This is a genomic window from Shewanella sp. SNU WT4, assembly GCF_006494715.1.
GTDB lineage: Bacteria > Pseudomonadota > Gammaproteobacteria > Enterobacterales > Shewanellaceae > Shewanella.
Genome location: NZ_CP041151.1, coordinates 59594 through 83134 on the forward strand (window position 1 = coordinate 59594; position 23541 = coordinate 83134).

General features: G+C 47.9%; 14 protein-coding genes and 2 rRNA genes. 8 read left to right on the top strand and 8 right to left on the bottom strand.

Features of this window, described 5'->3' with window-relative positions:
* Positions 1 to 20: 20 nt before the first annotated feature.
* The 3 genes from FJQ87_RS00225 to nfuA all read right to left on the bottom strand — a co-directional run bounded on the left by FJQ87_RS00225 (position 21) and on the right by nfuA (position 5870).
* Positions 21 to 2912: ribosomal RNA gene (locus tag FJQ87_RS00225) — 23S ribosomal RNA — on the bottom strand.
* A gap of 299 nt (positions 2913 to 3211) precedes the next feature.
* Positions 3212 to 4758 (bottom strand): 16S ribosomal RNA (locus FJQ87_RS00230).
* The 16S and 23S rRNA genes sit together here, the layout of an rRNA operon.
* 533 nt (positions 4759 to 5291) lie before the next feature.
* A complete protein-coding gene (nfuA, locus tag FJQ87_RS00235; protein WP_140929979.1) occupies positions 5292 to 5870 on the bottom strand; it encodes a Fe-S biogenesis protein NfuA in 579 nt (192 codons plus the stop codon).
* Between the two features lie 213 nt (positions 5871 to 6083).
* On the opposite strand from nfuA, the gene FJQ87_RS00240 reads away from it, so the two are divergent.
* The gene (locus FJQ87_RS00240; RefSeq protein ID WP_140929980.1) at positions 6084 to 8630 is read left to right on the top strand and encodes a M14 family zinc carboxypeptidase; all 2547 of its coding nucleotides are present in this window, start codon (positions 6084 to 6086) and stop codon (positions 8628 to 8630) included.
* A 61-nt stretch (positions 8631 to 8691) separates the two neighbouring features.
* Here the strand turns inward: FJQ87_RS00240 and FJQ87_RS00245 are convergent, their stop codons facing one another.
* Positions 8692 to 9474, bottom strand: a complete 783-nt coding sequence (locus tag FJQ87_RS00245) for a ComF family protein (protein WP_240778782.1) — start codon at positions 9472 to 9474, stop codon at positions 8692 to 8694.
* Between the two features lie 44 nt (positions 9475 to 9518).
* On the opposite strand from FJQ87_RS00245, the gene bioH reads away from it, so the two are divergent.
* Positions 9519 to 10316: a pimeloyl-ACP methyl ester esterase BioH gene (gene bioH / locus FJQ87_RS00250; RefSeq protein ID WP_140929981.1), complete on the top strand. Its 798-nt coding sequence runs from the start codon at positions 9519 to 9521 to the stop codon at positions 10314 to 10316.
* 58 nt (positions 10317 to 10374) lie between these two features.
* Positions 10375 to 10842 (top strand): hypothetical protein, encoded by a 468-nt coding sequence (locus FJQ87_RS00255; protein WP_140929982.1) that lies wholly within the window; start codon positions 10375 to 10377, stop codon positions 10840 to 10842.
* Between the two features lie 58 nt (positions 10843 to 10900).
* Here the strand turns inward: FJQ87_RS00255 and FJQ87_RS00260 are convergent, their stop codons facing one another.
* The 3 genes from FJQ87_RS00260 to FJQ87_RS00270 all read right to left on the bottom strand — a co-directional run bounded on the left by FJQ87_RS00260 (position 10901) and on the right by FJQ87_RS00270 (position 15962).
* Complete coding sequence (locus FJQ87_RS00260) at positions 10901 to 13207, bottom strand: Tex family protein (RefSeq protein ID WP_140929983.1); 2307 nt, start codon at positions 13205 to 13207, stop codon at positions 10901 to 10903.
* 78 nt (positions 13208 to 13285) lie between these two features.
* Entirely contained in the window at positions 13286 to 13768 is a 483-nt protein-coding gene (gene greB / locus FJQ87_RS00265) for a transcription elongation factor GreB (protein ID WP_140929984.1), read from the bottom strand.
* Between the two features lie 394 nt (positions 13769 to 14162).
* On the bottom strand, positions 14163 to 15962 hold the full coding sequence (locus FJQ87_RS00270; RefSeq protein ID WP_140929985.1) for an aryl-sulfate sulfotransferase: 1800 nt from the start codon (positions 15960 to 15962) through the stop codon (positions 14163 to 14165).
* 258 nt (positions 15963 to 16220) lie between these two features.
* Here FJQ87_RS00270 and FJQ87_RS00275 point away from each other — a divergent pair, with 258 nt between their 5' ends.
* From FJQ87_RS00275 to envZ, 4 genes are all read left to right on the top strand, one after another.
* The gene (locus FJQ87_RS00275; RefSeq protein WP_140929986.1) at positions 16221 to 17264 is read left to right on the top strand and encodes an HlyD family secretion protein; all 1044 of its coding nucleotides are present in this window, start codon (positions 16221 to 16223) and stop codon (positions 17262 to 17264) included.
* Positions 17264 to 18781, top strand: a complete 1518-nt coding sequence (locus FJQ87_RS00280; RefSeq protein ID WP_140929987.1) for a DHA2 family efflux MFS transporter permease subunit — start codon at positions 17264 to 17266, stop codon at positions 18779 to 18781. Before FJQ87_RS00275 ends, FJQ87_RS00280 begins: the two co-directional genes overlap by 1 nt.
* A gap of 112 nt (positions 18782 to 18893) precedes the next feature.
* Positions 18894 to 19664 (top strand): two-component system response regulator OmpR, encoded by a 771-nt coding sequence (ompR, locus tag FJQ87_RS00285; protein ID WP_276613151.1) that lies wholly within the window; start codon positions 18894 to 18896, stop codon positions 19662 to 19664.
* Positions 19661 to 20998, top strand: coding sequence for a two-component system sensor histidine kinase EnvZ (gene envZ / locus FJQ87_RS00290; protein WP_140929988.1), 1338 nt, complete (start codon positions 19661 to 19663; stop codon positions 20996 to 20998). Before ompR ends, envZ begins: the two co-directional genes overlap by 4 nt.
* Positions 20999 to 21065: 67 nt before the next feature.
* On the opposite strand, the gene FJQ87_RS00295 is transcribed toward envZ, so the two are convergent.
* Positions 21066 to 21539, bottom strand: a complete 474-nt coding sequence (locus tag FJQ87_RS00295; RefSeq protein ID WP_140929989.1) for a peroxiredoxin — start codon at positions 21537 to 21539, stop codon at positions 21066 to 21068.
* A gap of 435 nt (positions 21540 to 21974) precedes the next feature.
* Here FJQ87_RS00295 and FJQ87_RS00300 point away from each other — a divergent pair, with 435 nt between their 5' ends.
* Positions 21975 to 23483, top strand: coding sequence for an oligopeptide:H+ symporter (locus tag FJQ87_RS00300; protein WP_140929990.1), 1509 nt, complete (start codon positions 21975 to 21977; stop codon positions 23481 to 23483).
* Positions 23484 to 23541: the final 58 nt, after the last annotated feature.

Consider the following 23541-nt stretch of genomic DNA (forward strand, 5'->3'; position numbering starts at 1 on the left):
GTAAAACCCATCTGGGTTGTATGGTTAAGCCTCTCGGGTCATTAGTACAAGTTAGCTCAACGCCTCACAACGCTTACACACCTTGCCTATCAACGTCCTAGTCTCGGACGGCCCTTCAGAGGACTTATAGTCCTAGGGATGACTCATCTTGGGGCTCGCTTCCCGCTTAGATGCTTTCAGCGGTTATCGATTCCGAACGTAGCTACCGGGCAATGCCATTGGCATGACAACCCGAACACCAGCGGTTCGTCCACTCCGGTCCTCTCGTACTAGGAGCAGCTCCCCTCAATCATCCAACGCCCACGGCAGATAGGGACCGAACTGTCTCACGACGTTCTGAACCCAGCTCGCGTACCACTTTAAATGGCGAACAGCCATACCCTTGGGACCGACTTCAGCCCCAGGATGTGATGAGCCGACATCGAGGTGCCAAACACCGCCGTCGATATGAACTCTTGGGCGGTATCAGCCTGTTATCCCCGGAGTACCTTTTATCCGTTGAGCGATGGCCCTTCCATTCAGAACCACCGGATCACTATGACCTACTTTCGTACCTGCTCGACGTGTCTGTCTCGCAGTTAAGCTGGCTTATGCCATTGCACTAACCGTACGATGTCCGACCGTACTTAGCCAACCTTCGTGCTCCTCCGTTACTCTTTGGGAGGAGACCGCCCCAGTCAAACTACCCACCAGGCACTGTCCCTAATCCCGATAAGGGACCTAGGTTAGAACATCAAAACTACAAGGGTGGTATTTCAAGGACGACTCCACACAAACTAGCGTTCATGCTTCAAAGTCTCCCACCTATCCTACACATGTAGGTTCAATGTTCAGTGCCAAGCTATAGTAAAGGTTCACGGGGTCTTTCCGTCTAGCCGCGGGTATACGGCATCTTCACCGCAATTTCAACTTCACTGAGTCTCGGCTGGAGACAGCGTGGCCATCATTACGCCATTCGTGCAGGTCGGAACTTACCCGACAAGGAATTTCGCTACCTTAGGACCGTTATAGTTACGGCCGCCGTTTACCGGGGCTTCGATCATGAGCTTCTCCGAAGATAACCCAATCAATTAACCTTCCGGCACCGGGCAGGCGTCACACCGTATACTTCATCTTGCGATTTTGCACAGTGCTGTGTTTTTGATAAACAGTTGCAGCCACCTGGTATCTGCGACTCCCGCTAGCTTAGAGAGCAAGTCTCATCACCGGCAGGAGCGTACCTTCTCCCGAAGTTACGGTACCATTTTGCCTAGTTCCTTCAGCCGAGTTCTCTCAAGCGCCTTGGTATTCTCTACCCGACCACCTGTGTCGGTTTGGGGTACGATTCCTGCTAACCTGAAGCTTAGAAGATTTTCCTGGAAGCATGGCATCAACTACTTCAGTCCCGTAGGACCTCGTCATCAGCTCTCAGCGTAAGTATTCCCGGATTTGCCTAAGAATACCGCCTACTACCTTAAACGCGGACTACCAACGCCGCGCTAGCCTAGCCTTCTCCGTCTCTCCATCGCAGTTAGCACAAGTACGGGAATATTAACCCGTTTCCCATCGACTACGCCTTTCGGCCTCGCCTTAGGGTCGACTCACCCTGCCCCGATTAACGTTGGACAGGAACCCTTGGTCTTCCGGCGAGGGGGTTTTTCACCCCCTTTATCGTTACTCATGTCAGCATTCGCACTTCTGATACCTCCAGCGTGGGTTACCCCTTCACCTTCAACGGCTTACAGAACGCTCCTCTACCGCGCATCTCTAATGAAATGCACCCGTAGCTTCGGTGACTAGCTTAGCCCCGTTACATCTTCCGCGCAGGCCGACTCGACTAGTGAGCTATTACGCTTTCTTTAAATGATGGCTGCTTCTAAGCCAACATCCTAGCTGTCTAAGCCTTCCCACATCGTTTCCCACTTAGCTAGTACTTTGGGACCTTAGCTGACGGTCTGGGTTGTTTCCCTTTTGACAACGGACGTTAGCACCCGCTGTCTGTCTCCCGCATAGTACTCATTGGTATTCGGAGTTTGCAAAGGGTTGGTAAGTCGGGATGACCCCCTAGCCTTAACAGTGCTCTACCCCCAATGGTATTCGTGCGAGGCGCTACCTAAATAGCTTTCGAGGAGAACCAGATATCTCCCGGTTTGATTGGCCTTTCACCCCCAGCCACAAGTCATCCGCTAATTTTTCAACATTAGTCGGTTCGGTCCTCCAGTTGATGTTACTCAACCTTCAACCTGCCCATGGCTAGATCACCGGGTTTCGGGTCTACACCTAGCAACTAAACGCGCAGTTAACACTCGGTTTCCCTACGGCTCCGCTATTCGCTTAACCTCGCTACTAAATGTAAGTCGCTGACCCATTATACAAAAGGTACGCAGTCACGGTCTCAAGAACCGCTCCCACTGCTTGTACGTATACGGTTTCAGGTTCTATTTCACTCCCCTCACAGGGGTTCTTTTCGCCTTTCCCTCACGGTACTGGTTCACTATCGGTCAGTCAGGAGTATTTAGCCTTGGAGGATGGTCCCCCCATGTTCAGACAACATATCACGTGTGCCGCCTTACTCGTTTTCATCTAAGGTTAGTTTTCATGTACGGGACTATCACCCTGTACCGTTGGACTTTCCAGACCATTCCACTAACACCCCCTAGACTTAAGGGCTAATCCCCGTTCGCTCGCCGCTACTTAGGGAATCTCGGTTGATTTCTTTTCCTCTGGGTACTTAGATGTTTCAGTTCCCCAGGTTCGCCTCATACAGCTATGTATTCACTGTATGATGACCACTTATGTGGCCGGGTTTCCCCATTCGGACATCGTTAGCTCAAATGCTTGTTACTAGCTCGCCAACGCTTTTCGCAAGTTACTACGTCCTTCATCGCCTCTGACTGCCAAGGCATCCACCGTATACGCTTAGTCACTTAACCATACAACCCAAATGAGTTTCACTTGAGCGTATTGCAACTAGCTGGTTTTACTGTCTCTTGCTTTCGCAAAAGAACGCCTTGATTTACTTCATTTCTGAAGTTAAAGAATATCCAAAACACTTGATTAAAGTATTTTGAGAACTCAATTTTGTATCACCTAATGCTCGCGCACTAAGTTCTACTATCAGCTTTCCAAATTTTTAAAGAACGACATCCCTTCAAAGGAAGGTAATGTTTTGCTCGTCAACAAGACAAGGCAATCTGTGTGAACACTCAACAGTAATTCTAAATCGCATAGGTAAGGAGGTGATCCAGCCCCAGGTTCCCCTAGGGCTACCTTGTTACGACTTCACCCCAGTCATGAACCACACCGTGGTAAACGCCCTCCCCGAAGGGTTAAGCTATCTACTTCTGGTGCAGCCCACTCCCATGGTGTGACGGGCGGTGTGTACAAGGCCCGGGAACGTATTCACCGTGGCATTCTGATCCACGATTACTAGCGATTCCGACTTCATGGAGTCGAGTTGCAGACTCCAATCCGGACTACGATCGGCTTTGTGAGATTAGCTCCACCTCGCGGCTTTGCAACCCTCTGTACCGACCATTGTAGCACGTGTGTAGCCCTACTCGTAAGGGCCATGATGACTTGACGTCGTCCCCACCTTCCTCCGGTTTATCACCGGCAGTCTCCCTAGAGTTCCCACCATTACGTGCTGGCAAATAAGGATAAGGGTTGCGCTCGTTGCGGGACTTAACCCAACATTTCACAACACGAGCTGACGACAGCCATGCAGCACCTGTCTCAGAGTTCCCGAAGGCACTAAGCTATCTCTAGCGAATTCTCTGGATGTCAAGAGTAGGTAAGGTTCTTCGCGTTGCATCGAATTAAACCACATGCTCCACCGCTTGTGCGGGCCCCCGTCAATTCATTTGAGTTTTAACCTTGCGGCCGTACTCCCCAGGCGGTCTACTTAATGCGTTAGCTTGAGAGCCCAGTGTTCAAGACACCAAACTCCGAGTAGACATCGTTTACGGCGTGGACTACCAGGGTATCTAATCCTGTTTGCTCCCCACGCTTTCGTGCATGAGCGTCAGTCTTTGTCCAGGGGGCCGCCTTCGCCACCGGTATTCCTTCAGATCTCTACGCATTTCACCGCTACACCTGAAATTCTACCCCCCTCTACAAGACTCTAGTTTGCCAGTTCAAAATGCAATTCCCAGGTTGAGCCCGGGGCTTTCACATCTCGCTTAACAAACCGCCTGCGCACGCTTTACGCCCAGTAATTCCGATTAACGCTCGGACCCTCCGTATTACCGCGGCTGCTGGCACGGAGTTAGCCGGTCCTTCTTCTGTAGGTAACGTCACAGCTAACGGGTATTAACCGTCAACCTTTCCTCCCTACTGAAAGTGCTTTACAACCCGAAGGCCTTCTTCACACACGCGGCATGGCTGCATCAGGGTTTCCCCCATTGTGCAATATTCCCCACTGCTGCCTCCCGTAGGAGTCTGGGCCGTGTCTCAGTCCCAGTGTGGCTGATCATCCTCTCAGAACAGCTAGGGATCGTCGCCTAGGTGAGCCTTTACCTCACCTACTAGCTAATCCCACCTGGGCTTATCCATCAGCGCAAGGACCCGAAGGCTCCCCTGCTTTCCCCCGTAGGGCGTATGCGGTATTAGCAGTCGTTTCCAACTGTTATCCCCCACCAATGGGCAAATTCCCAGGCATTACTCACCCGTCCGCCGCTCGCCGGCAAAGTAACAAGTTACTTCCCGCTGCCGCTCGACTTGCATGTGTTAGGCCTGCCGCCAGCGTTCAATCTGAGCCATGATCAAACTCTTCAATTAAAGTTTTGTTCGGACCCAAAGGTCCTGCTCAATGAATTCTGTCGATTCGATGATAAATCATCAAATCTGCATGTTATGCGGACATCGTTCGTTGAAGTCTCTTGCGAGACGTGTTAAATCGTTGTCGATTTATCAACTACTGTGAATGTCCACACAGATTTGCTTGTCTTCTACTTGTTAAAGAACGTTGCCTCGCTGGGCTAAGGGTGCGTATTCTACGTATTTTATCTTTAGCGTCAAGTGTTTTTATTTAAATAATCTGCATTTAGTTTTTTGGCGCAGCTAGCGATTAAAAGGCGCCTTATTAATGGGCTGAGAAAAAACAGAGATAAGTAAGTAAAGGTGCTCCTTACATGGACGACTATTCTAGCGCATACAGGGTGGATATAAAAAACCGAGTCCACAATGGGAACTCGGTATTAGGTAATGACTCAATCGCTTAGTAACTGCTTACTCATAGTAGGCTAAGCCATTAGCAAGTTAAGTCATCACTGCAGGTTACTTACTTATGTAACCTTGTATCAAGCAAGTGATTACTGATAAGAGTGATCACCATGTTGATGCTCAGTCACATCGCGCACACCCGTCAACTCACCGGCAAAGCGCTCTAGCATTTGCTTTTCGATACCATCTTTCAAGGTAACATCAACCATAGAGCAACCATTACAACCACCGCCAAACTGCAGAATAGCCACGCCATCGGTGGTGATTTCTACCAGCATAATATTGCCGCCATGGCTTGCAAGCTGTGGATTGATTTCCGATTGGATCATGTATTCAATCCGCTCATTTAACGATGCATCATCGGCCACTTTACGCATTTTGGCGTTAGGAGCTTTTAATGTCAGTTGCGAACCGAGTTGGTCGGTCACAAAGTCGATGCTAGCTTCAGCCAAAAATGGCGCGCTCTTTTCATCAACCATGGCACTAAAACCATTGAATTCTATTTCAACATCATCGGTTTCAACGGCATCGGGTGGGCAATATGACACGCCACACTCAGCTGAAGGGGTACCTGGGCTTATCACAAATACCCGAATATGGGTGCCTTCAGGTTGATCGGCCAATAACTTCGCAAAATGTGCCTGGGCGGCATCGGAAATCGTAATCATCTGAATCCTGCTCTACAGGTTAATACCTGAGTGATTTAGTAAGAATTAACTCTATCATACGCTGACTCAAGTCACCTTTGTAGTCCTGACCTGAGATTATCGGCGTATTTTGAGCTATCTGTCGAATAAACACAAATACAGCAACACTTGCCACCAAGGTAAACAAACTGTTAATTTGCAATGAATTTGTTATGAGTGCGGGACAATAAAAGCATGCCTATTTTGAGCTGTAAGCCCCTTATCGCATCCCTGCTGTTACTGGCAGCTATGTTCAGTGACGCGCTAGCAGCCAATGAGCCTTGGCAGCAACTGTCGCCGCACCAGCCTGAGCTGCCAAGTCCCGAGGCATTTTTAGGCTATCCCTTAGGCGAGTGGCATTTACGTCACGACCAACTTAATCAGTATTTACAGCAATTAACGGCCGCCAGCCCAAGATTGAGTATCGAGGCCACAGGCCATAGCCACCAGCACAGGCAGCAGCTGTCGTTAATCATCACATCTGCTGCTAACCAAGCCAATTTGGCGCAAATCAAACAGCAACGCCAACAAGTTAAGCCAACGGGGGAGCAAGATAAGTTAGTGCTGTGGCTTGCCTATTCGATTCATGGCGATGAAGCGAGCGGCGCTCACACGGCCATGGCATTAAGCTATTACCTAAGCCATAGCCAAGAGCCTTGGGTGCAAGAGTTACTTAATGATGCGGTGATTATTATCACCCCGAGTCAAAACCCAGATGGCATGGATAGATTTGCTACTTGGGCCAATGATAATAAAGGCCAGCAAGCGGTAAACCATCCTGATGATAGGGAGCACAATCAAGTTTGGCCTGGCGGGCGATTTAACCATTATTTAGCTGATCTTAATCGCGACTGGTTGGCGGTATCGCACCCCGAAACCGCGGGGCGTTTAGCGTTATTTCATCGTTGGATGCCGCACTTAGTGGCTGATTTTCATGAGATGGGGCATCACCAAAGTTACTTTTTTCAACCTGGCGTGCCTGAGCGCACTCACCCCCTCACCTCAGCTAACAACCAAGACCTAACCAATCAATTGGCACAATTTCATCGCCAAGCCTTAGATAAGCGCGATCAGCCGTATTTTAGCCGCGAGTCGTTTGATGATTTCTATTACGGCAAAGGCTCAACTTATCCTGACATTAATGGCGCCATTGGCATTTTATTTGAGCAAGCGAGCGCGCGCGGTCAGCGTCAACACTCTAGCGATGGCGAAGTGAGTCTAACCATAGCCATAGGCAATCACTTCGCGACCTCAATCTCAAGCTTACAAGGCGCGTTAGCATTGAAAAAATCGCTACTTAACCATCAGCAAGATTTTTATCAAGGCAAGAAATTGCAGCCGCAAGCGAGCTACGCTGGCCGCTTAGTCGGGACCCAAAGTGATAGTTCGCGCTTACAAGCCTTAGGTAAACTGCTGACGCAGCACCACATTCATTGGCGCTACCTCAACCAAACCATTGCGCTAAACAAGATTCAATTTACGCCTGAGACCAGCATTTTTATTCCTGAGGCGCAGCCGCAAGCAAGCTTAGTCAATGCGCTCTTTGATAAAACCACAGAATTTAAGGATGCCACTTTTTATGATGTCTCAAGCTGGGACATTAGCGCGGCCTTTAACTTAGATGTTGCCGCGACCAGCCTCACCGACAAGCAATTAAGCGCCACAGCTCCTGCGAGTAAGCCCGTGAGTTTAACTGCAGGCGCTGCGCTCATCATAGAGTGGCACTCCCATGCCAGCGCTCAGTTATTAGTTCAATTGCAGCAACTAGGCATTAAAGTTAGGGCCAGCAATCAATCTTTTACGCTCTCAACCAACGCCGGTGATGTGGCCTTTAGCGCTGGCTCGTTAATTATTTTTCAAGCGCAGCCGTTAATGGATAAAGCCGAGATCCTTGCCCAAGTGCAGAAGTTAAGCGCGCGCTATTCACTGCCAGTGTACAGCAGCACTAGCTTTGCCAGTATTAAGGGCATAGATCTTGGTAGTGAGAACATTGCCGCCATAGCCAGTGTCACGCCGCTTATCATCAGCGGCCAAGGCACGAATCCAAGTGAAGTGGGTGAATGGTGGTTATATCTTGATAAGCAACTGGGATTAACTGCGCAGCGCATAGATATCGACAAGCTCAATAACAATAGCCAGATTAACTTATCGGATTTTAGCCATATTATTCTCGCCGATGGTCGCTATCAGGAACCTAAAGCCGATGTCACCACTAAGCTGCAAACCTTTATGGCTCAAGGCGGGGTTATCATCGCCAATCAAGGCGCCTTAAGCTGGCTTAAAAGCAAAAATTTGACTCGTGCCAACCTGATTAGTCACGAGCAGTTAGCGTCGCAATTTAACTCCCTAGGCTTAAGTTATAGCGAGCAAGCTAAGCTCGCTGCAAAAAAAAGTATTGGTGGCGCCATAGTCACTCTTGAGCTTGATAACAGCCATCCTCTTAACTTTGGCATTCAGTCGGCGCATATCCGCGTGCTTAAAAACCAAGTGCTCGCCATCGAGCCTGGCATAGAACCATTTTTAAGCGCAGCGACTTATAGTGATGACTTACTTTCAAGCGGCTATTTAGCGCCAGAATATCAGCAAAGCTTTGCGGGCATGACGGCCTCACGCGTTGAGCAACAAGGCCAAGGCGCCCTTGTGCTATTAACTGATAACTTATTGTTTAGAAATACTTGGCCGCAGAATGAGAAAATTATTGATAACGCCTTATTTATGGTGCCAACCTTTATGACTAAATAGCTGTTACACAATGTAGCGTGCAGTTAAGCCTTTAGAGTATTAGCTAGCAACACTTACCAAGTTAGCGAGCACTTAGCTCAGGAGCTTCGGCGCGTGCAAGACACCAGACTTGCACCAAAATGCCTTCCGCCTCAAGTAGGGTAATAATTTCACGTACAGTTTCACCGGTAGTAACCACATCATCAATCAGCGCTACACTAAACACTGCGGGGCACTGCTTAAGCATAAAAGCATGCTGCATATTATGGCGACGCTGCCGACCATCTAAGCCCGCTTGCGGCAAGGTATCACGCACTCTCACAAGTATGTCAGTGAGCACTGGCAAACCGCTTATCGCTCCAAGCTCAGTTGCAATCACCCGCGCCTGATTAAACCCGCGCGCCTTTAATCGATTAGGATGCAAAGGCACAGGAATTAGTGCTTGCACCGGCCTAACATACCCTAAAGCTAATAAGTGATTAACCCGTATTAACAAGGCTTTGCATAACGGTGGAATGGCCACAAACTGCCGGCGATATTTAATTGCGGCCACCCAAGGGCCAAGTAAGGTGTGGTAACTCATGGGCGCGACTATCCGAGCAGGCTGCAAGCGCTGGCAACTCCCGCAAAAATCGCTACTGCAAGTTAACTGCCTGCCGCAGCCTAAGCATGTCTCTTGCTGATATAAACACGCCTGCAAGCAAAATCCGCATAAGCCTTTGCCGGGATGGGCAATTGCTTGATGACACAAGAGGCAGCGGTTGGGTAAACTGGCAAGCACAGGGGCAACGACAGCGCGCACTAAACTTGTATGGGTGAACTTGTGCCAATACTGGCGCCAATAATAGTGAAGTGATTGTCGCACTGATAACTCCGCCCTCAAACCCCACATAAACCAAGGAATTCGCCGTGACTCTGCCTGTATCTTGCCCGCTTGCTGTCAACATAATAGGTGAAGGCCCAAATCTAGTGTTATTGCATGGCTGGGGAGTCAATAGCGGCGTATTTATGCCCTTAGTGGCGCAATTGTCTCAGTATAAAGTGCATTTAATTGACCTGCCGGGCTTTGGCCATAGCCAGCTCACGAGTAACGAGTTAAATGTGTGGTTAGAACAATTACAAGCCGTAATGCCAAGCAATGCCATTATCTTGGGTTGGTCGTTAGGCGGCCTGCTAGCGAGTTTACTGGTGCATCAACATCCTCAGCATTACCAAGGCTTAATTACCGTGGCGTCATCACCATGCTTTTTAGCTCAAGCAGAGCAAGATTGGCCGGGGATAAAACCACAAGTGCTGAGCTTATTTCACCGCCAACTTGAGTTAGATTTATCCCTCACTATCGAGCGTTTCTTAGCCATTCAAGCCATGGGCTCTGCCAGCGCCAAAACCGATATTAAACAGATAAAAGAGCAAGTATTAGCGCGACCGCTGCCGCAACTGGCGGCGCTTGAAGTGGGACTAGATTGGTTAGCGAGCCTAGATATTCGCGCGCAGACCCAAGAAATTGAACGCCCATGGTTAAGGTTATGGGGCAAACTCGATGGCTTAGTGCCTAAAGGTGTGGTGGATTTAATGCCGCAGCAGCCACAATTTAGTGATCATGTGTTTGATAAAGCTTCCCACGGCCCGTTTATTTCACACCCACAAGAATTTGTGGCGGTGATCCATGAGTGGATTAAGCAGTTGCCGGCTAACTCTCAAGGCTAATTGTCTTTATCGGCCGTTTAGGATTATGCTTTAATCAAAATCGCAGGCAGGAGGCCTTATGCAGTCGGTAACCCACTATCCTCATGTTCCGCTTTCCACGACTAATGTGGGAACTGAGTTAGCTCGGGTTGATAATCTGCAAAAACCGCCATTACTGCCACCGCAGCAAGCTACTCCATCAGCAAATGAGCGGCCGCTTAATCAATATGATAAGTCGCCGCAGCCGTTAAGCATTCAAGAAAAACAGCAACATCAAGGCAAACAAGGCCAGCAAGAACAAGCCAATGTTCAGCAAGCACCAACTGTAGCTGAAAAACTGCCGCCCAAACGATTTGTCACTAAACCCGCCCTCAGCCGGCGCGACTTAATTAAGCCGGCCAAAACACCAGTGAGCTACTTCGCGAACCAGCTAACGCCACCTAAACTTGCGAGCCATTTAATTCCGTTGGTGCGCCAACATGTGCAGAACACCTATCAGCTTAATCAGGCAAGCCCAGCAGTTAATGAGTTTGATGTGCATGCTTAAGCCATAAAAAAACCGGCAATGCCGGTTTTTTTAAAGTGCTCAATAAGCGCAATACATCTTAGTTTTTCTTAAGCTTGGCAAAAGCATCAGCAAAGGCATTACCCATGGCAGCATTAGCTTGCTTAGGCTGTTTTGCCGCTTTTGGCTGACCGCTAGTTTTAGCGGCTGGCTTAGAGGTTGGCTTAGCTGCAGTATTGGCTTTTTCATCAAGGCGCATGCTTAAACCAACACGGCGACGCTCAATATCCACTTCCATTACTTTTACTTTAACCACATCACCCGCTTTCACAACGGTGTGCGGATCTGAGACAAACTTATCGGTCAATGACGAAATATGCACTAAACCATCTTGATGAACACCGACATCCACAAAGGCGCCAAAGTTAGTCACGTTAGTGACTACGCCCTCTAAGATCATATCCAACTTAAGATCTTTAAGTTCTTCCACCCCTTCTTTAAAGTGAGCGGTTTTAAACTCACCGCGCGGATCGCGGCCAGGCTTTTCAAGCTCGCTAATGATGTCGCTAATGGTCGGTAAACCAAAGTTTGCCGTCACAAAAGCGTTGGCATCAACTTTTGCCAATAACTCACTGTTGCCAATAAGCTGCTCGACAGGCACTTGATGATGACGAGCGATATGTTCAACCACGCTATAGGTTTCTGGATGAACTCCGGAAGCATCCAACGGGTTATTGCCGTGTAAACGCAAGAAACCCGCGGCTTGTTCAAAGGCCTTAGGGCCTAAGCGTGGCACCTTAAGTAGCGACTTACGATCGCTAAACTGGCCGTGCTCATCGCGATAGCTCACTAAGTTTTTAGCTAAGGTTTTATTTAAACCAGCGACTTGCGCCAATAACGGCGCGGATGCCATGTTTACGTCAACGCCCACATGGTTTACGCAATCTTCAACCACGGCTTCTAGCGAAGCCGATAACTGGCTTTGGCTCACATCATGCTGATATTGACCAACACCAATAGCTTTAGGCTCAATCTTAACTAATTCAGCCAATGGATCTTGCAGGCGACGGGCAATAGATACTGCGCCGCGAATAGTGACATCAAGATCAGGGAATTCCGCTGAGGCCAGTTCTGATGCTGAATACACAGAAGCGCCCGCCTCTGACACCATGATTTTAGTGACGTTAGCGTGAGTTTCTTTCACATAAGCAATCACTTCGGCGGCCAGTTTGTCGGTTTCGCGGGAAGCCGTGCCATTACCAATAGCAATCAATTCCACCTTATGCATTTTGACTAAGTTGCCTAAGCTGCGAACTGACTTTTCCCACTGATTTTGCGGCGCATGAGGGTGAATAACCGTATGACCCACAAGCTTGCCGGTGTTATCAACAATCGCCACTTTAACGCCTGTGCGCAGACCAGGATCTAGCCCCATAGTCGCTTTAGCGCCAGCCGGTGGTGCCATCAGCAAATCATTAAGATTGCGGGCAAACACTTTAATGGCTTCAGCTTCCGCTTGCTCACGCATGCGGGTAATAAATTCGTTTTCCATTTGCAGCGCGATTTTAATTCGCCACGTGGCAGTAACGACAGTGCGCAGCCAAGTATCCACTTCGCCTTTGCCTAAGTTCAACTGCAAACGATCAAGAATGATGTGCTCACAAATTGCAGCGCCATCACCTTGACTGTCGGCCTGCATGGCCAGTGATAACGCGCCTTCATTGCGACCGCGCAGCATAGCCAGCGCGCGATGGGATGGCACCTTGCTAATGGCTTCTTGATGTTCAAAGTAATCGCGAAACTTAGCGCCTTCTTTTTCTTTACCGGCCACCATTTGGCTTTTAATCACGGCTTCCTGTTGCAAGTGATTACGGATAGACAGCAGTAGCTCAGCGTCTTCTGCAAAGCGCTCCATCAAAATATAACGTGCGCCTTCAAGCACTGCTTTTTCGTCACTAAAGCCAGCCTCTAGATTGACATAGGCGCGCGCACGCTCATTAATATCGCCAGCGCGATCAGCAAGCAGACTGTCAGCCAGCGGCAGTAAGCCAGCTTCAATAGCAATCTGGCCTTTAGTGCGACGCTTAGGCTTAAACGGCAGGTATAAATCTTCAAGACGCGTCTTACTATCAGCGCTATCAATGGCACTGCGCAGTGCAGCGCTTAACTGCCCTTGGGCTTCAATGCTGGCCAAAATGACCTGACGTCTATCATTTAACTCCCGCAAATAACCTAAGCGTGAATGCAAAGTACGCAGCTGGCTATCATCTAAGCCGCCAGTTGCTTCTTTACGATAACGCGCCACAAAGGGCACAGTCGCGCCATCATCTAATAAGGCGATAGTGGCGAGTACTTGTTGTTCACGAACATTCAGTTCTTGGGCGATTTGTAGAGCAATATTATGCATAGTCAACTTCTGTCATATCTCTTGGGTTAAGCTCAGCGCTAGCGGCACGATACCATAAGCGTGAAACTTAACCGTAAACTAATCAGTAAATGCTTGATATTGGATGGCATTGACATACCAAAGTTTCAAGCCCAAAGGCGTGTTTACTTGCACTTCATCATCGACTTGCTTGCCAATTAAGGCGCGAGCCATAGGCGAGTCGATGGTGATATAACCTAATTTAGTATCGAGCTCATCTTTGCCGACTATGCGGTAACGCACCACATCCCCTTGTTCGTTCTCAAGTTCAATGTAGGCACCAAAAAATACCTTGCCATCTTGTTGGGGGGAATAATCGACAATCTTTAATTCTTCAAGACGCTTCACTAGATAACGAACTCGGCTATCTATTTGTCTTAACAGGCGTTTGTTATAAGTGTAATCAGCGTTCTCTGAGCGATCGCCCTGCGCCGCTGCCTCTTGCACTTTTAGGGTGATCTCTGGACGATATTGCTTCCACAGATACTTAAGTTCGGTATCTAAGGTTTGCCAGCCCTTGCGAGTAATCAGGTGTGCTTTCATGTTGTTTTGATCTCACTCTCGACCAAGCAGTTTATCTTGTGCTACTCGAGCTATTAAAGCGGAATGTCAGCTGCGGCTAGTTTATACCAATCACTTTAGGAAAGTGAGTAATTCAACTTATCAGAGTCGCAAGACATTTAGTTAGGGGTATTAGCTCGGGAAGTTTTAGCGCTGAATAGATAAATATTGAGACAAATAGATTGGGCGATGAAATCGATAGCATTGAAACCTAGGGTGTTAATTTAAGCTCTGGCGCTGCGCATAAGGAATAAACGTTATAAAACGCCGCAAATTTAAGGAGGCAATAACCGCAAGCCAAACACTTTCCCACCAGCCTATCAAAGTGAACTAGGCCAGTGGTAAGTTTTAGTGAGCTTAATTTAGTGCGCTTAGTTTATTTAAGCATTTGTTCAGGATGGATAACCTGGGCGCGATAACCGGTCGCAAACATATCGTGGCTTTTGATATCTATGCGCACCGCAGGTTTGGTTTCACCATATCTATGTTCAACCAAAATAGAGTGCACTTTACCTGTGGTTTCATCGAGCTTCATGTTGCCGTAACCGCCACCTAAACCAAATAAACCTGCTGAAGCAAAGTAGCTCATGATGCTGTCTTTATCGGCTTGATATTTAACGATAGAAGTCACTGGCGAATAGCCATCGTAACCTAGCTCATCTTTACCGTATTGCCACACTTGCTCGACAGTCATCTTGTCTTCATCAATCTTATATTCCACCGCGCGCGAATACTTACCAGTGGGGAACATAGGCTGGGCAAGATACCTACCATCGCCATTATCAAATACGGTAAACGTGCCCTTTTCATCAACTTTATAGGCAGTATGCGGGGTATAGACAAAGTCAAACTCGCTGCCAGCACACATGCCGCGCACTGTGCAGTTAATCACTTTGCCATCAGCATCAACTGGGGTTAGCAGCTTAGTGGCTAAGGCGTCATTCCAGCCGCGAGATGGACTTAAAATCCATTTAACTTGCTTATCGCGGCCAATTTTAATCACGGCCGATTGATGGCGCGAGCTAATAATAATGCTGTCATCTTTAGGATCGTAATCGATAGAATTAACGTGAGCCCAGTTGCGGCCAGTTTCAACCCCATGAATGTCGCCCATAGGCGCAGTGCGCAGATCGCGAGCGGATGATTGCTTGCCTGCTTGAGTAATGTCTATGTTTAAACACACGGCGCCAGCATCTAGCGACAAAAGGGCCGCGTCACGCATAGGATCTAAAATAGTGTTGAGATCCCAGTAGTCCACCAGCTTACCGCTCGCATCCACTTCGATAATCTGATCGCGCACGGTATTAACCATGACACCATCGGCGCGGCGGTAGTTTTTGGCCGCTACTCTTAATAAGAAATTACCGTTTTCCACTTGAATGCCTTCATGGGAGGCATCAATAAAGTTACCCGGCAAACGGTGCGATGACACCATGCGACCCATCAAGGTCATTTGCTTCCACGTCTGCCCTTGCACCCATACCATGTTGCCTTCCGCGGTCACGTTCATGCCCATGGCATAACCGGCGCCATCGTAACGGCTAGCATCGTGGGTGGTATAAGGATTCATGTACCAGCGAATATCGCCAGCGGTATCAATGATAAAGAAGCCCGGCTTTCCGTCCCACGAAAATGCGCCGGGCGCGGTGGGATTATTGTGCATTAATGGCGCGGCCTTACCGTCTGGGTTAGTCCAGTTGACGAAATATAATCTGTCTTTAAAGTCAGCATCGACCTGCTTAACGTCAACCGAGGGCGCTTTGGCCCACTGGCTTTCAGAAAAGCCCATATCAACATCTGGGGTCATCAAGCGATAATCGTGCTGCTTAGCTTCACCATTTTCTTGCCAGCTAATAGTGAATTTATTGTAATGATCTGGGTATAAACCAAAGATCGGCACGCCACCTTCATCCAGCACGCGCATATCGGCCACAGCATAGGAAATATCTACGCCTTGTTCGCCTTTCTTATGCACTTTAACGTTAACGTCCGAAATATGATGACCATCTAAGGTCACTAAGGCGGTTAATGGGGCATTTTCATAAGGGTTATGAATGATATAACCAAGAGGCGCACCTGCCACTGGCATAGGTCGCATTCCGGTTGATGAAGCCAGCGCTATTGATGAAGAACCTGCCGATACTACTACCCATACCAGCGCTAATTTTTTCCACATAACTTCTTCCCTCCTGAAAATTCGGCACCAGTATAAATAGCCTCCTACAGGAAAAAACCTTAGAGACCGAACAAGGGGCGGTGGCTCACAATTTCTGAGAGAAATTGCCCTTAAGAGTGAGTTTATAGCGCCAAACCAGCGGTTAAAATTATGTTAATCTTCAAGGGTTTTGGGCCAATGTTGCCAAAAATTAACTCCTAAACTAGGCTGATATTTGCTATTTCTACGCTCAGATAGCTTAAAAATTTAGGGATCATCATGCCAACTACCAACGACAATTCCGCCGACAGTGCAAGCGCGAGCTCCAATAAAGGACGCAACTTGTTCGTATTAGTTGTCATCATCCTTGCCTTTATCGCCGCGGGTTACTTTTATATCCAACATCAAAAAACCTATCCATCCACAGATGATGCTTATATTCACGCCAATATCTTATATGTGGCGCCCCAATTAAGCGGCAAAATCCAAGCAGTGGATGTACAAGATTATCAGCAAGTCAATAAAGGCGACTTACTGGTACAAATCGATCCTGCGCCGTTTGAAGCTCAATTAGCGCAAGCCAAAGCCGTGTACGAGATTGCCGCGCAAAATAACAAAGCGACCGATGACGCCATTCTTGCCGCTAGTGCCAATGTCCGCGCGGCCGATGCCAATCTGACTGATGTTCAAAAGAATTATCGCCGCACCATAGACTTAGTAAATCAAGCCTTATTGCCCCAACAAGATGCTGACAATGCTAAAGCTCAGCTTGCGAGTGCCCAAACTAATCTTGAGGCGGCGCGCGCTAAAATGAGCCAATTAATCACTCAGCAAGGCGCCAAGGGCGATGAAGCGCCACAAGTTAAGCAAGCAGCAGCCGCCTTAAGCCAAGCCACACTCAATTTGTCTTATACCAATATCATGGCGCCCCATGATGGCTATTTAGGCGATGTGTCTGTGCGTCCTGGCAGCGTGGTTTCCCCTGGCTTATCTATGATGCCACTGGTGGAATCAGACACTTTTTGGGTTGAAGCCAACTATAAAGAATCCACAGTTGGGCTATTAACCGTGGGCATGCCGGCCAATATCGTGGTGGATATGTACCCAGATGTAACCTATCAAGGGGTGATAGAAGCCATTTCACCTGCCAGCGGTTCATCGTTCTCATTATTGCCCCCTGAAAATGCCACTGGTAACTGGGTTAAAGTACCGCAGCGCTTCCCGGTTAAAATTAAGTTTCTCTCGTTGGCCGATAAACCCGCGCTGCGCGCTGGGGCGAGCGCCACTGTGACTGTTGATACCTTAGCTGTAGCGGCCAAGTAATGAGTGCTGACACTGCCAGTACCGTATTACCCAAAAACACTCGCACTATGGTGACTTTGGCCGTGATGCTTTCGGCCATCATGGTGCTGCTCGACATGACCATCGCTAACGTCGCGCTGCCGCAAATGATGGGCGCCCTCGGCGTGACCTCTGAGCAAGTGACTTGGGTACTCACCTCTTACTCTATGGCTGAAGCCATTTTTATTCCGATTGCCAGCTATTTATCGCTAAAAATTGGCTTACGCCGGCTATTACTCGTTTCAGTATCAGGCTTTGTGATTAGCTCAGCCTTATGCGGCCAAGCCGACTCACTCGCAGAAATGGTGATATTTAGGATAATGCAGGGCGCGTTTGGCGCGTCGGTAATCCCTTTATCGCAATCTATCATGGTACAAATTTACCCAGCCAATGAGCGCGGTAAAGCCATGGCACTCTTTAGCGTTGGCGTATTACTTGGCCCGATTTTAGGGCCGACACTTGGCGGCATTATCACAGAGAACATGGATTGGCGCTGGATTTTCTATGTCAATTTACCCATAGGTATCTTGTGTTTATCCCTACTGTATTTTTTCGTTAAACTCGATGGTCGCGGTAAAACTAGCGTCGATTGGCCGTTAGTATTTGGTATGGCTATCGGCATAGGTTTGCTGCAAATGGTGTTAGACAGAGGCAATGAAGAAGGTTGGTTTAGCTCGAATCTAATTCTGTTTGCCACCATCATAAGCGTGTGCGCGTGGATTTTCTTTTTGGCAAGATCTTGGCTCACTAAAGGCGTGATAGCGCCCATGTGGCTACTTAAAGATCGCAACTTAGCTGTGTCATGCTTATTGATGGCAGGCTTTTCTATGGGCATGTTTGGCATCACTCAGTTGCAACCTATGATGCTCGAGCAATTGCTCAACTACCCAGTTGAGGCCACAGGCTTTGTCATGGCGCCGCGCGGACTCACCTCGGCCATAGTGTTATTAGCCTTAGCGCGTTATATGGATAGACTCGATCCACGTATGCTGATTGCCATAGGCTTATTACTCAATGCCTTAGGCACCTACTTTATGATGCAGTATTCCATGGCAATTGATCTGCATTGGATATTACTGCCCTCTATCATTCAAGGCGCTGGCATGGGCTTAGTCTTTGCGCCGTTAAGTCAGCTCGCGTATGCCACCTTAAGCAAAAACGATACTGTTAGCGGCGCCGTGGTATTTAACCTTTGTCGCACCTTAGGCGGCTCTTTTGGTATTTCCATTGTAAACACCTACTTTAGCCGTACCCAGCAAGAGCAATGGCACAGCTTAGGCGCCGAGTTATCACCGACTAATCCCCTATTGCAACAAGCGGCAATGGCGCACCACACCAGCATTACTGACCCAAGCTTTATTGCTCAAATCACCCAATTGCTGCAGCAACAATCAACCTTGCTAGCCTTTGTTTATACCTTCGGTTTTATTATGTTTTCATACTTGGCCTTAGTGCCGTTATTGATGCTATTTAAACGTAAAAAACAGGCCAGCGCTTAATGGCAGCCTTAGGGCTGCCAAGTTAATGCAAACAGTTTGGGTAATTTTCTTTCCAGTATTGGTACTTAACTCCTAGTGTCTGTATATTTGCAGCATTATGAGTTCGCTTTGTGTGGCACACTATTTGCCAAGCGGTTACACCAATATGGGTACTATCATGGGACAAGAAACATCTAAAATTTTGATCGTTGATGATGACATGCGCCTGCGCGGATTATTAGAACGCTATTTATTAGAGCAAGGTTTTCAAGTGCGTAGCGCCGCCAACGCCGAACAGATGAATCGTTTATTGGCCCGCGAAAATTTCCATTTAATGGTTTTAGATCTTATGCTGCCGGGCGAAGATGGATTATCTATTTGTCGCCGTTTACGCCAGCAAGGCAATAACTTACCTATCGTCATGCTCACTGCCAAGGGCGATGAAGTTGACCGCATTATCGGCCTAGAATTAGGCGCCGATGACTACCTGCCCAAGCCATTTAATCCACGTGAATTACTGGCGCGGATTAATGCCGTAATGCGCCGGCGCGTACAAGATGTTCCGGGCGCGCCGACCCAGCAAGAAGAGCTGGTCACCTTTGGCGAATTTACCTTGAATCTTGCGACCCGCGAAATGTTCCAAGGCGAAACCAATATTCCGCTCACCAGTGGTGAATTTGCCGTGCTTAAAGTGCTAGTTAAGCATCCGCGTGAACCGTTATCCCGCGATAAACTGATGAACTTAGCCCGCGGGCGTGATTATTCAGCGCTAGAGCGCTCCATTGACGTGCAAGTATCGCGGCTGCGCCGTCTTATCGAAGTGGATCCGACCAGCCCAAGATACATACAGACTGTCTGGGGTCTAGGTTATGTGTTCGTTCCGGATGGCAGCAAAACCAAATGAGTTTAGCTAAATTACGGCGCTGGCTACCCCGCAGCGCTTTTAGCCAAATATTTGTATTGATAGCCTTTTTGCTGTTAATCAATCAAGTAGTGTCTTATATCACGGTCGCGGTTTATTTTATTAAACCTAGCTATCAGCAAATCAATCAATTGATTGCTCGCCAAGTCCATATGCTGTTTGCCGAAGGGGTCGAGATTGGCCGCGAAAACTTAACTTTGACCGATGCTCTCAATGCCAAGGTCAAAGATAATGGCATGCAGATTTATAACCAAAAAGATGCTGTGCTGGCCGGTGTCGATAAAGCCACTTCTTATCAGCTGCTATCCGCGCAAATGTCAGAATACTTAGGCGGTGAAGCCGAAGTGCGTGTCGCCCAAGGGCGCTCGTTTCAAATCTGGATCAAGCCGCCACAAGCTCCTTCGGTATGGATTAAGGTGCCCTTATCTGACTTTAATGAGTTAGAGCTGTCGCCCTTATTACTGTATTTAATCGTGATTGGCGGCCTCAGTGTCTTTGGCGGTTGGTGGTTTGCCCGTCAACAAAATCGGCCACTAAGGCGCTTACAAAAAGCCGCTATTTCAGTATCTAAAGGGCGCTTTCCTGAAACTCTGCCGTTAAGTGGCTCCACTGAATTGATTGAAGTGACCAACGCCTTTAACCACATGGCGCAAAGCATGCGCCAGCTAGAGCAAGATAGAGCCTTGTTAATGGCGGGGATTTCCCATGATTTGCGCACGCCCCTTACCCGTATTCGGCTGGCAAGTGAAATGATGGTTGAGGAAGATCAATATCTTAAAGATGGCATAGTCAATGACATCGAAGATATGGACGCCATTATCGATCAATTTATTTCCTACGTGCGCCAAGACTTAGCGGTCAAACGCGAAGCGCATTCTATCAATCGTTTATTGGAAGATGTGGCGGCGGCGGAAGCGGGTCGAATACACATTGAGCTTAAGCTCTCGCCTTGCCAAGACGTACCCATGAATGACATAGCCATTAAGCGGGTGATTGCCAACTTAGTTGAAAACGCCATTAAATATGGCAATGGCTGGGTCAAAATAGAATCGCGCCAGCTTGATGATGCCATTGAATTTACTATCGAAGATAATGGCGGCGGCATAGCCAATAGCGATATCCCTAAGCTATTTGAACCTTTTACTCGCGGCGATAGCGCGCGCAGCAACACCACAGGTTCAGGCCTAGGACTCGCCATTATCAAACGTATTATTGATATTCATAATGGCCAAGTGGAACTCAGTAATCGTGAGCATGGCGGCTTATTGGCTAAGATTCATTTACCGCTCAGTCAAACTCAATATATTGACGATTGATTGCCAAGATTAATCCCTGATACAAAAATGCCCAGCTTAGCTGGGCATTTTTTGAACCTTAACAAATCTATAGCGTGGCCAATACTGCCTCAGCGCTACTGATCCCAAACTGTTTTTCTGGTTCAACAAACAAGGCTGTCACCACACCATTATCAATCACCATGGCATAACGCTGCGAACGGGTGCCACCAAAACCAGCGGTTTCCATGGTAAGACCCAGTGACTTAGCGAAGCTACCATCGCCATCAGCTAACATGGTGAGCGCTTCAGCGTTATTAGCCTTGCCCCAAGCACGCATCACAAAGGCATCGTTGACTGATACACAAGCAATCAAATCTACGCCTTTGGCCTTAAGCTGGTCGGCATACACTACATACCCAGGTAAGTGAGTTTCAGAGCATGTCGGAGTAAATGCACCAGGCACAGCGAATAACACAGCGCGTTTACCCGCAAAGAGTTCACGCACTTGGTGCTGAGTCATACCTTCTGCAGATAATTCAGCTAACACACCTTCAGGTAACTTTTGTCCAACGGCTATCATAACGACTCCTGTTAATTATTAAGCTTCTACAGCATAGTCCCATTCTGCCTAGACAAAAACCGATAAGCAGCAAGGGTATTGTATAGAAAGTATCACACTTACAGCCATAATGTATAAGCTAATGATATATCAAATATTTAACCGCCAACCTCAGTTAGCTTTCATTAAACAATTGCCACGCTGTGAAAAAACAAATTCAAAAAATAGCTCACACTTGTTCCACTCTCAATAGCGCAATCATCGCCATAATGGATGCGCGCCAGCACCAGAACAAAATGCTAAATTTCCCCCATAAGGCCAGTCCATAAGGAGACTTCAACAAGATTTAATTAAATTCTCGCTGCAATGGCCTGTAACATGCCTAAAAGTCCGGTTGGTTGAAGCCATGCCGCACACTATATTTAATCCAATAAACCTCTCTGATGGGAAATCACGATGACAACTAAGGCTGTTACAGTAAGTCAGACCAAGTCATTCATGACAGTGTCATTGATCGAAATGTGGGAGCGTTTCGGATTCTACGGCATGCAAGCGCTCATAGTGTACTTTATGGTCGAGCGCCTTGGCTTTGAAGATAGCCGCGCCAACTTAGTGTGGAGTGCCTGCGCCGCATTAATTTACGTATCTCCCGCCATTGGTGGCTGGGTCGGCGATAAAGTGCTGGGCACTAAGCGCACTATGATCATAGGCGCCGTCATTCTCACCTTAGGTTATGCCTTAATGGCAGTCCCCTCTGAAAATACTTGGTTCCTATTTTCCGCCCTTGGCGTGATTGTGGTAGGTAACGGGCTATTTAAACCTAATGCCGGTAACTTAGTGCGTAAGATTTACGATGGTGATGATTCTAAAATCGATAGTGCCTTTACCATCTACTACATGGCCGTCAATATTGGCTCGACTTTTTCCATGTTGCTCACCCCGTTAATCAAGGATTATGTCAACAACACCTATGGCAATGGTTATGGCTGGCATGCTGCCTTCTCTGTGTGCTTTATCGGTTTAATTGTCGGTATCAGCAACTATTTAGTCATGCGCCAAAGCTTAGCGGCCTATGGCTCTGAGCCCGATTTACACCCAGTTAATACCCGTAAATTAACCATGGTGCTGGGCTGTTCATTGATTGCAGTGGCTATGTCGGCCATCATTCTTGAATATGAAATGGTCGCGCGGATATTTGTTTATAGCGCTGGCATTGCCGTGCTTGCTATCTTCATTCACCTTATTCGTAGCAGCCATGCCAATGAACGCGCGGGCCTTATTGCTGCACTGGTACTCACCATACAAACCGTATTCTTCTTTATTTTTTACCAGCAAATGTCGACCTCATTAGCGCTATTTGCTCTACGTAATGTCGATTGGGATTTTGTGGTCTTTGGCACCCATTTATGGACTTGGTCACCGGCGCAGTTCCAAGCATTAAACCCGATTTGGATCATGATCCTAAGCCCTGTGCTGGCTTGGGCTTATACCTGGGGCGGCAAGAATAATAAGGATATTTCCATTGCGGCTAAATTTGCCTTAGGCTTTGCCGTCGTGGCCTTAGGTTTCTTTATTTATAGCATTGCCGGCAACTATGCCATTAATGGCAAAACCTCATCTTGGGTAATGATTTGGGGCTATGGCTCGTATTCATTAGGCGAGCTATTAGTCAGTGGTTTAGGGCTAGCTATGATTGCCCGCTACGTGCCTGAGCGCATGGGTGGTTTTATGATGGGTGCCTACTTTGTGGCATCGGGTATTTCACAATACTTAGGCGGAGTTGTCGCTAACTTTGCCAGCGTGCCACAAGGCTTAACTAACCCGCTAGAAACCTTGCCCATCTACACCAGTTTGTTCAATAAGCTTGGGATTGCCGCCCTAGCGTGCACCCTTATCGCCTTGGCTGTATTGCCAATTATGAGCCGCTTAACTAAGACCCATAATAGCCATCAGAACAAAGGCTAATGTTCATCTGCTCTTTTGATATCAGTCTCGCCTTGTTACGTTAAGGCGAGACTGATTT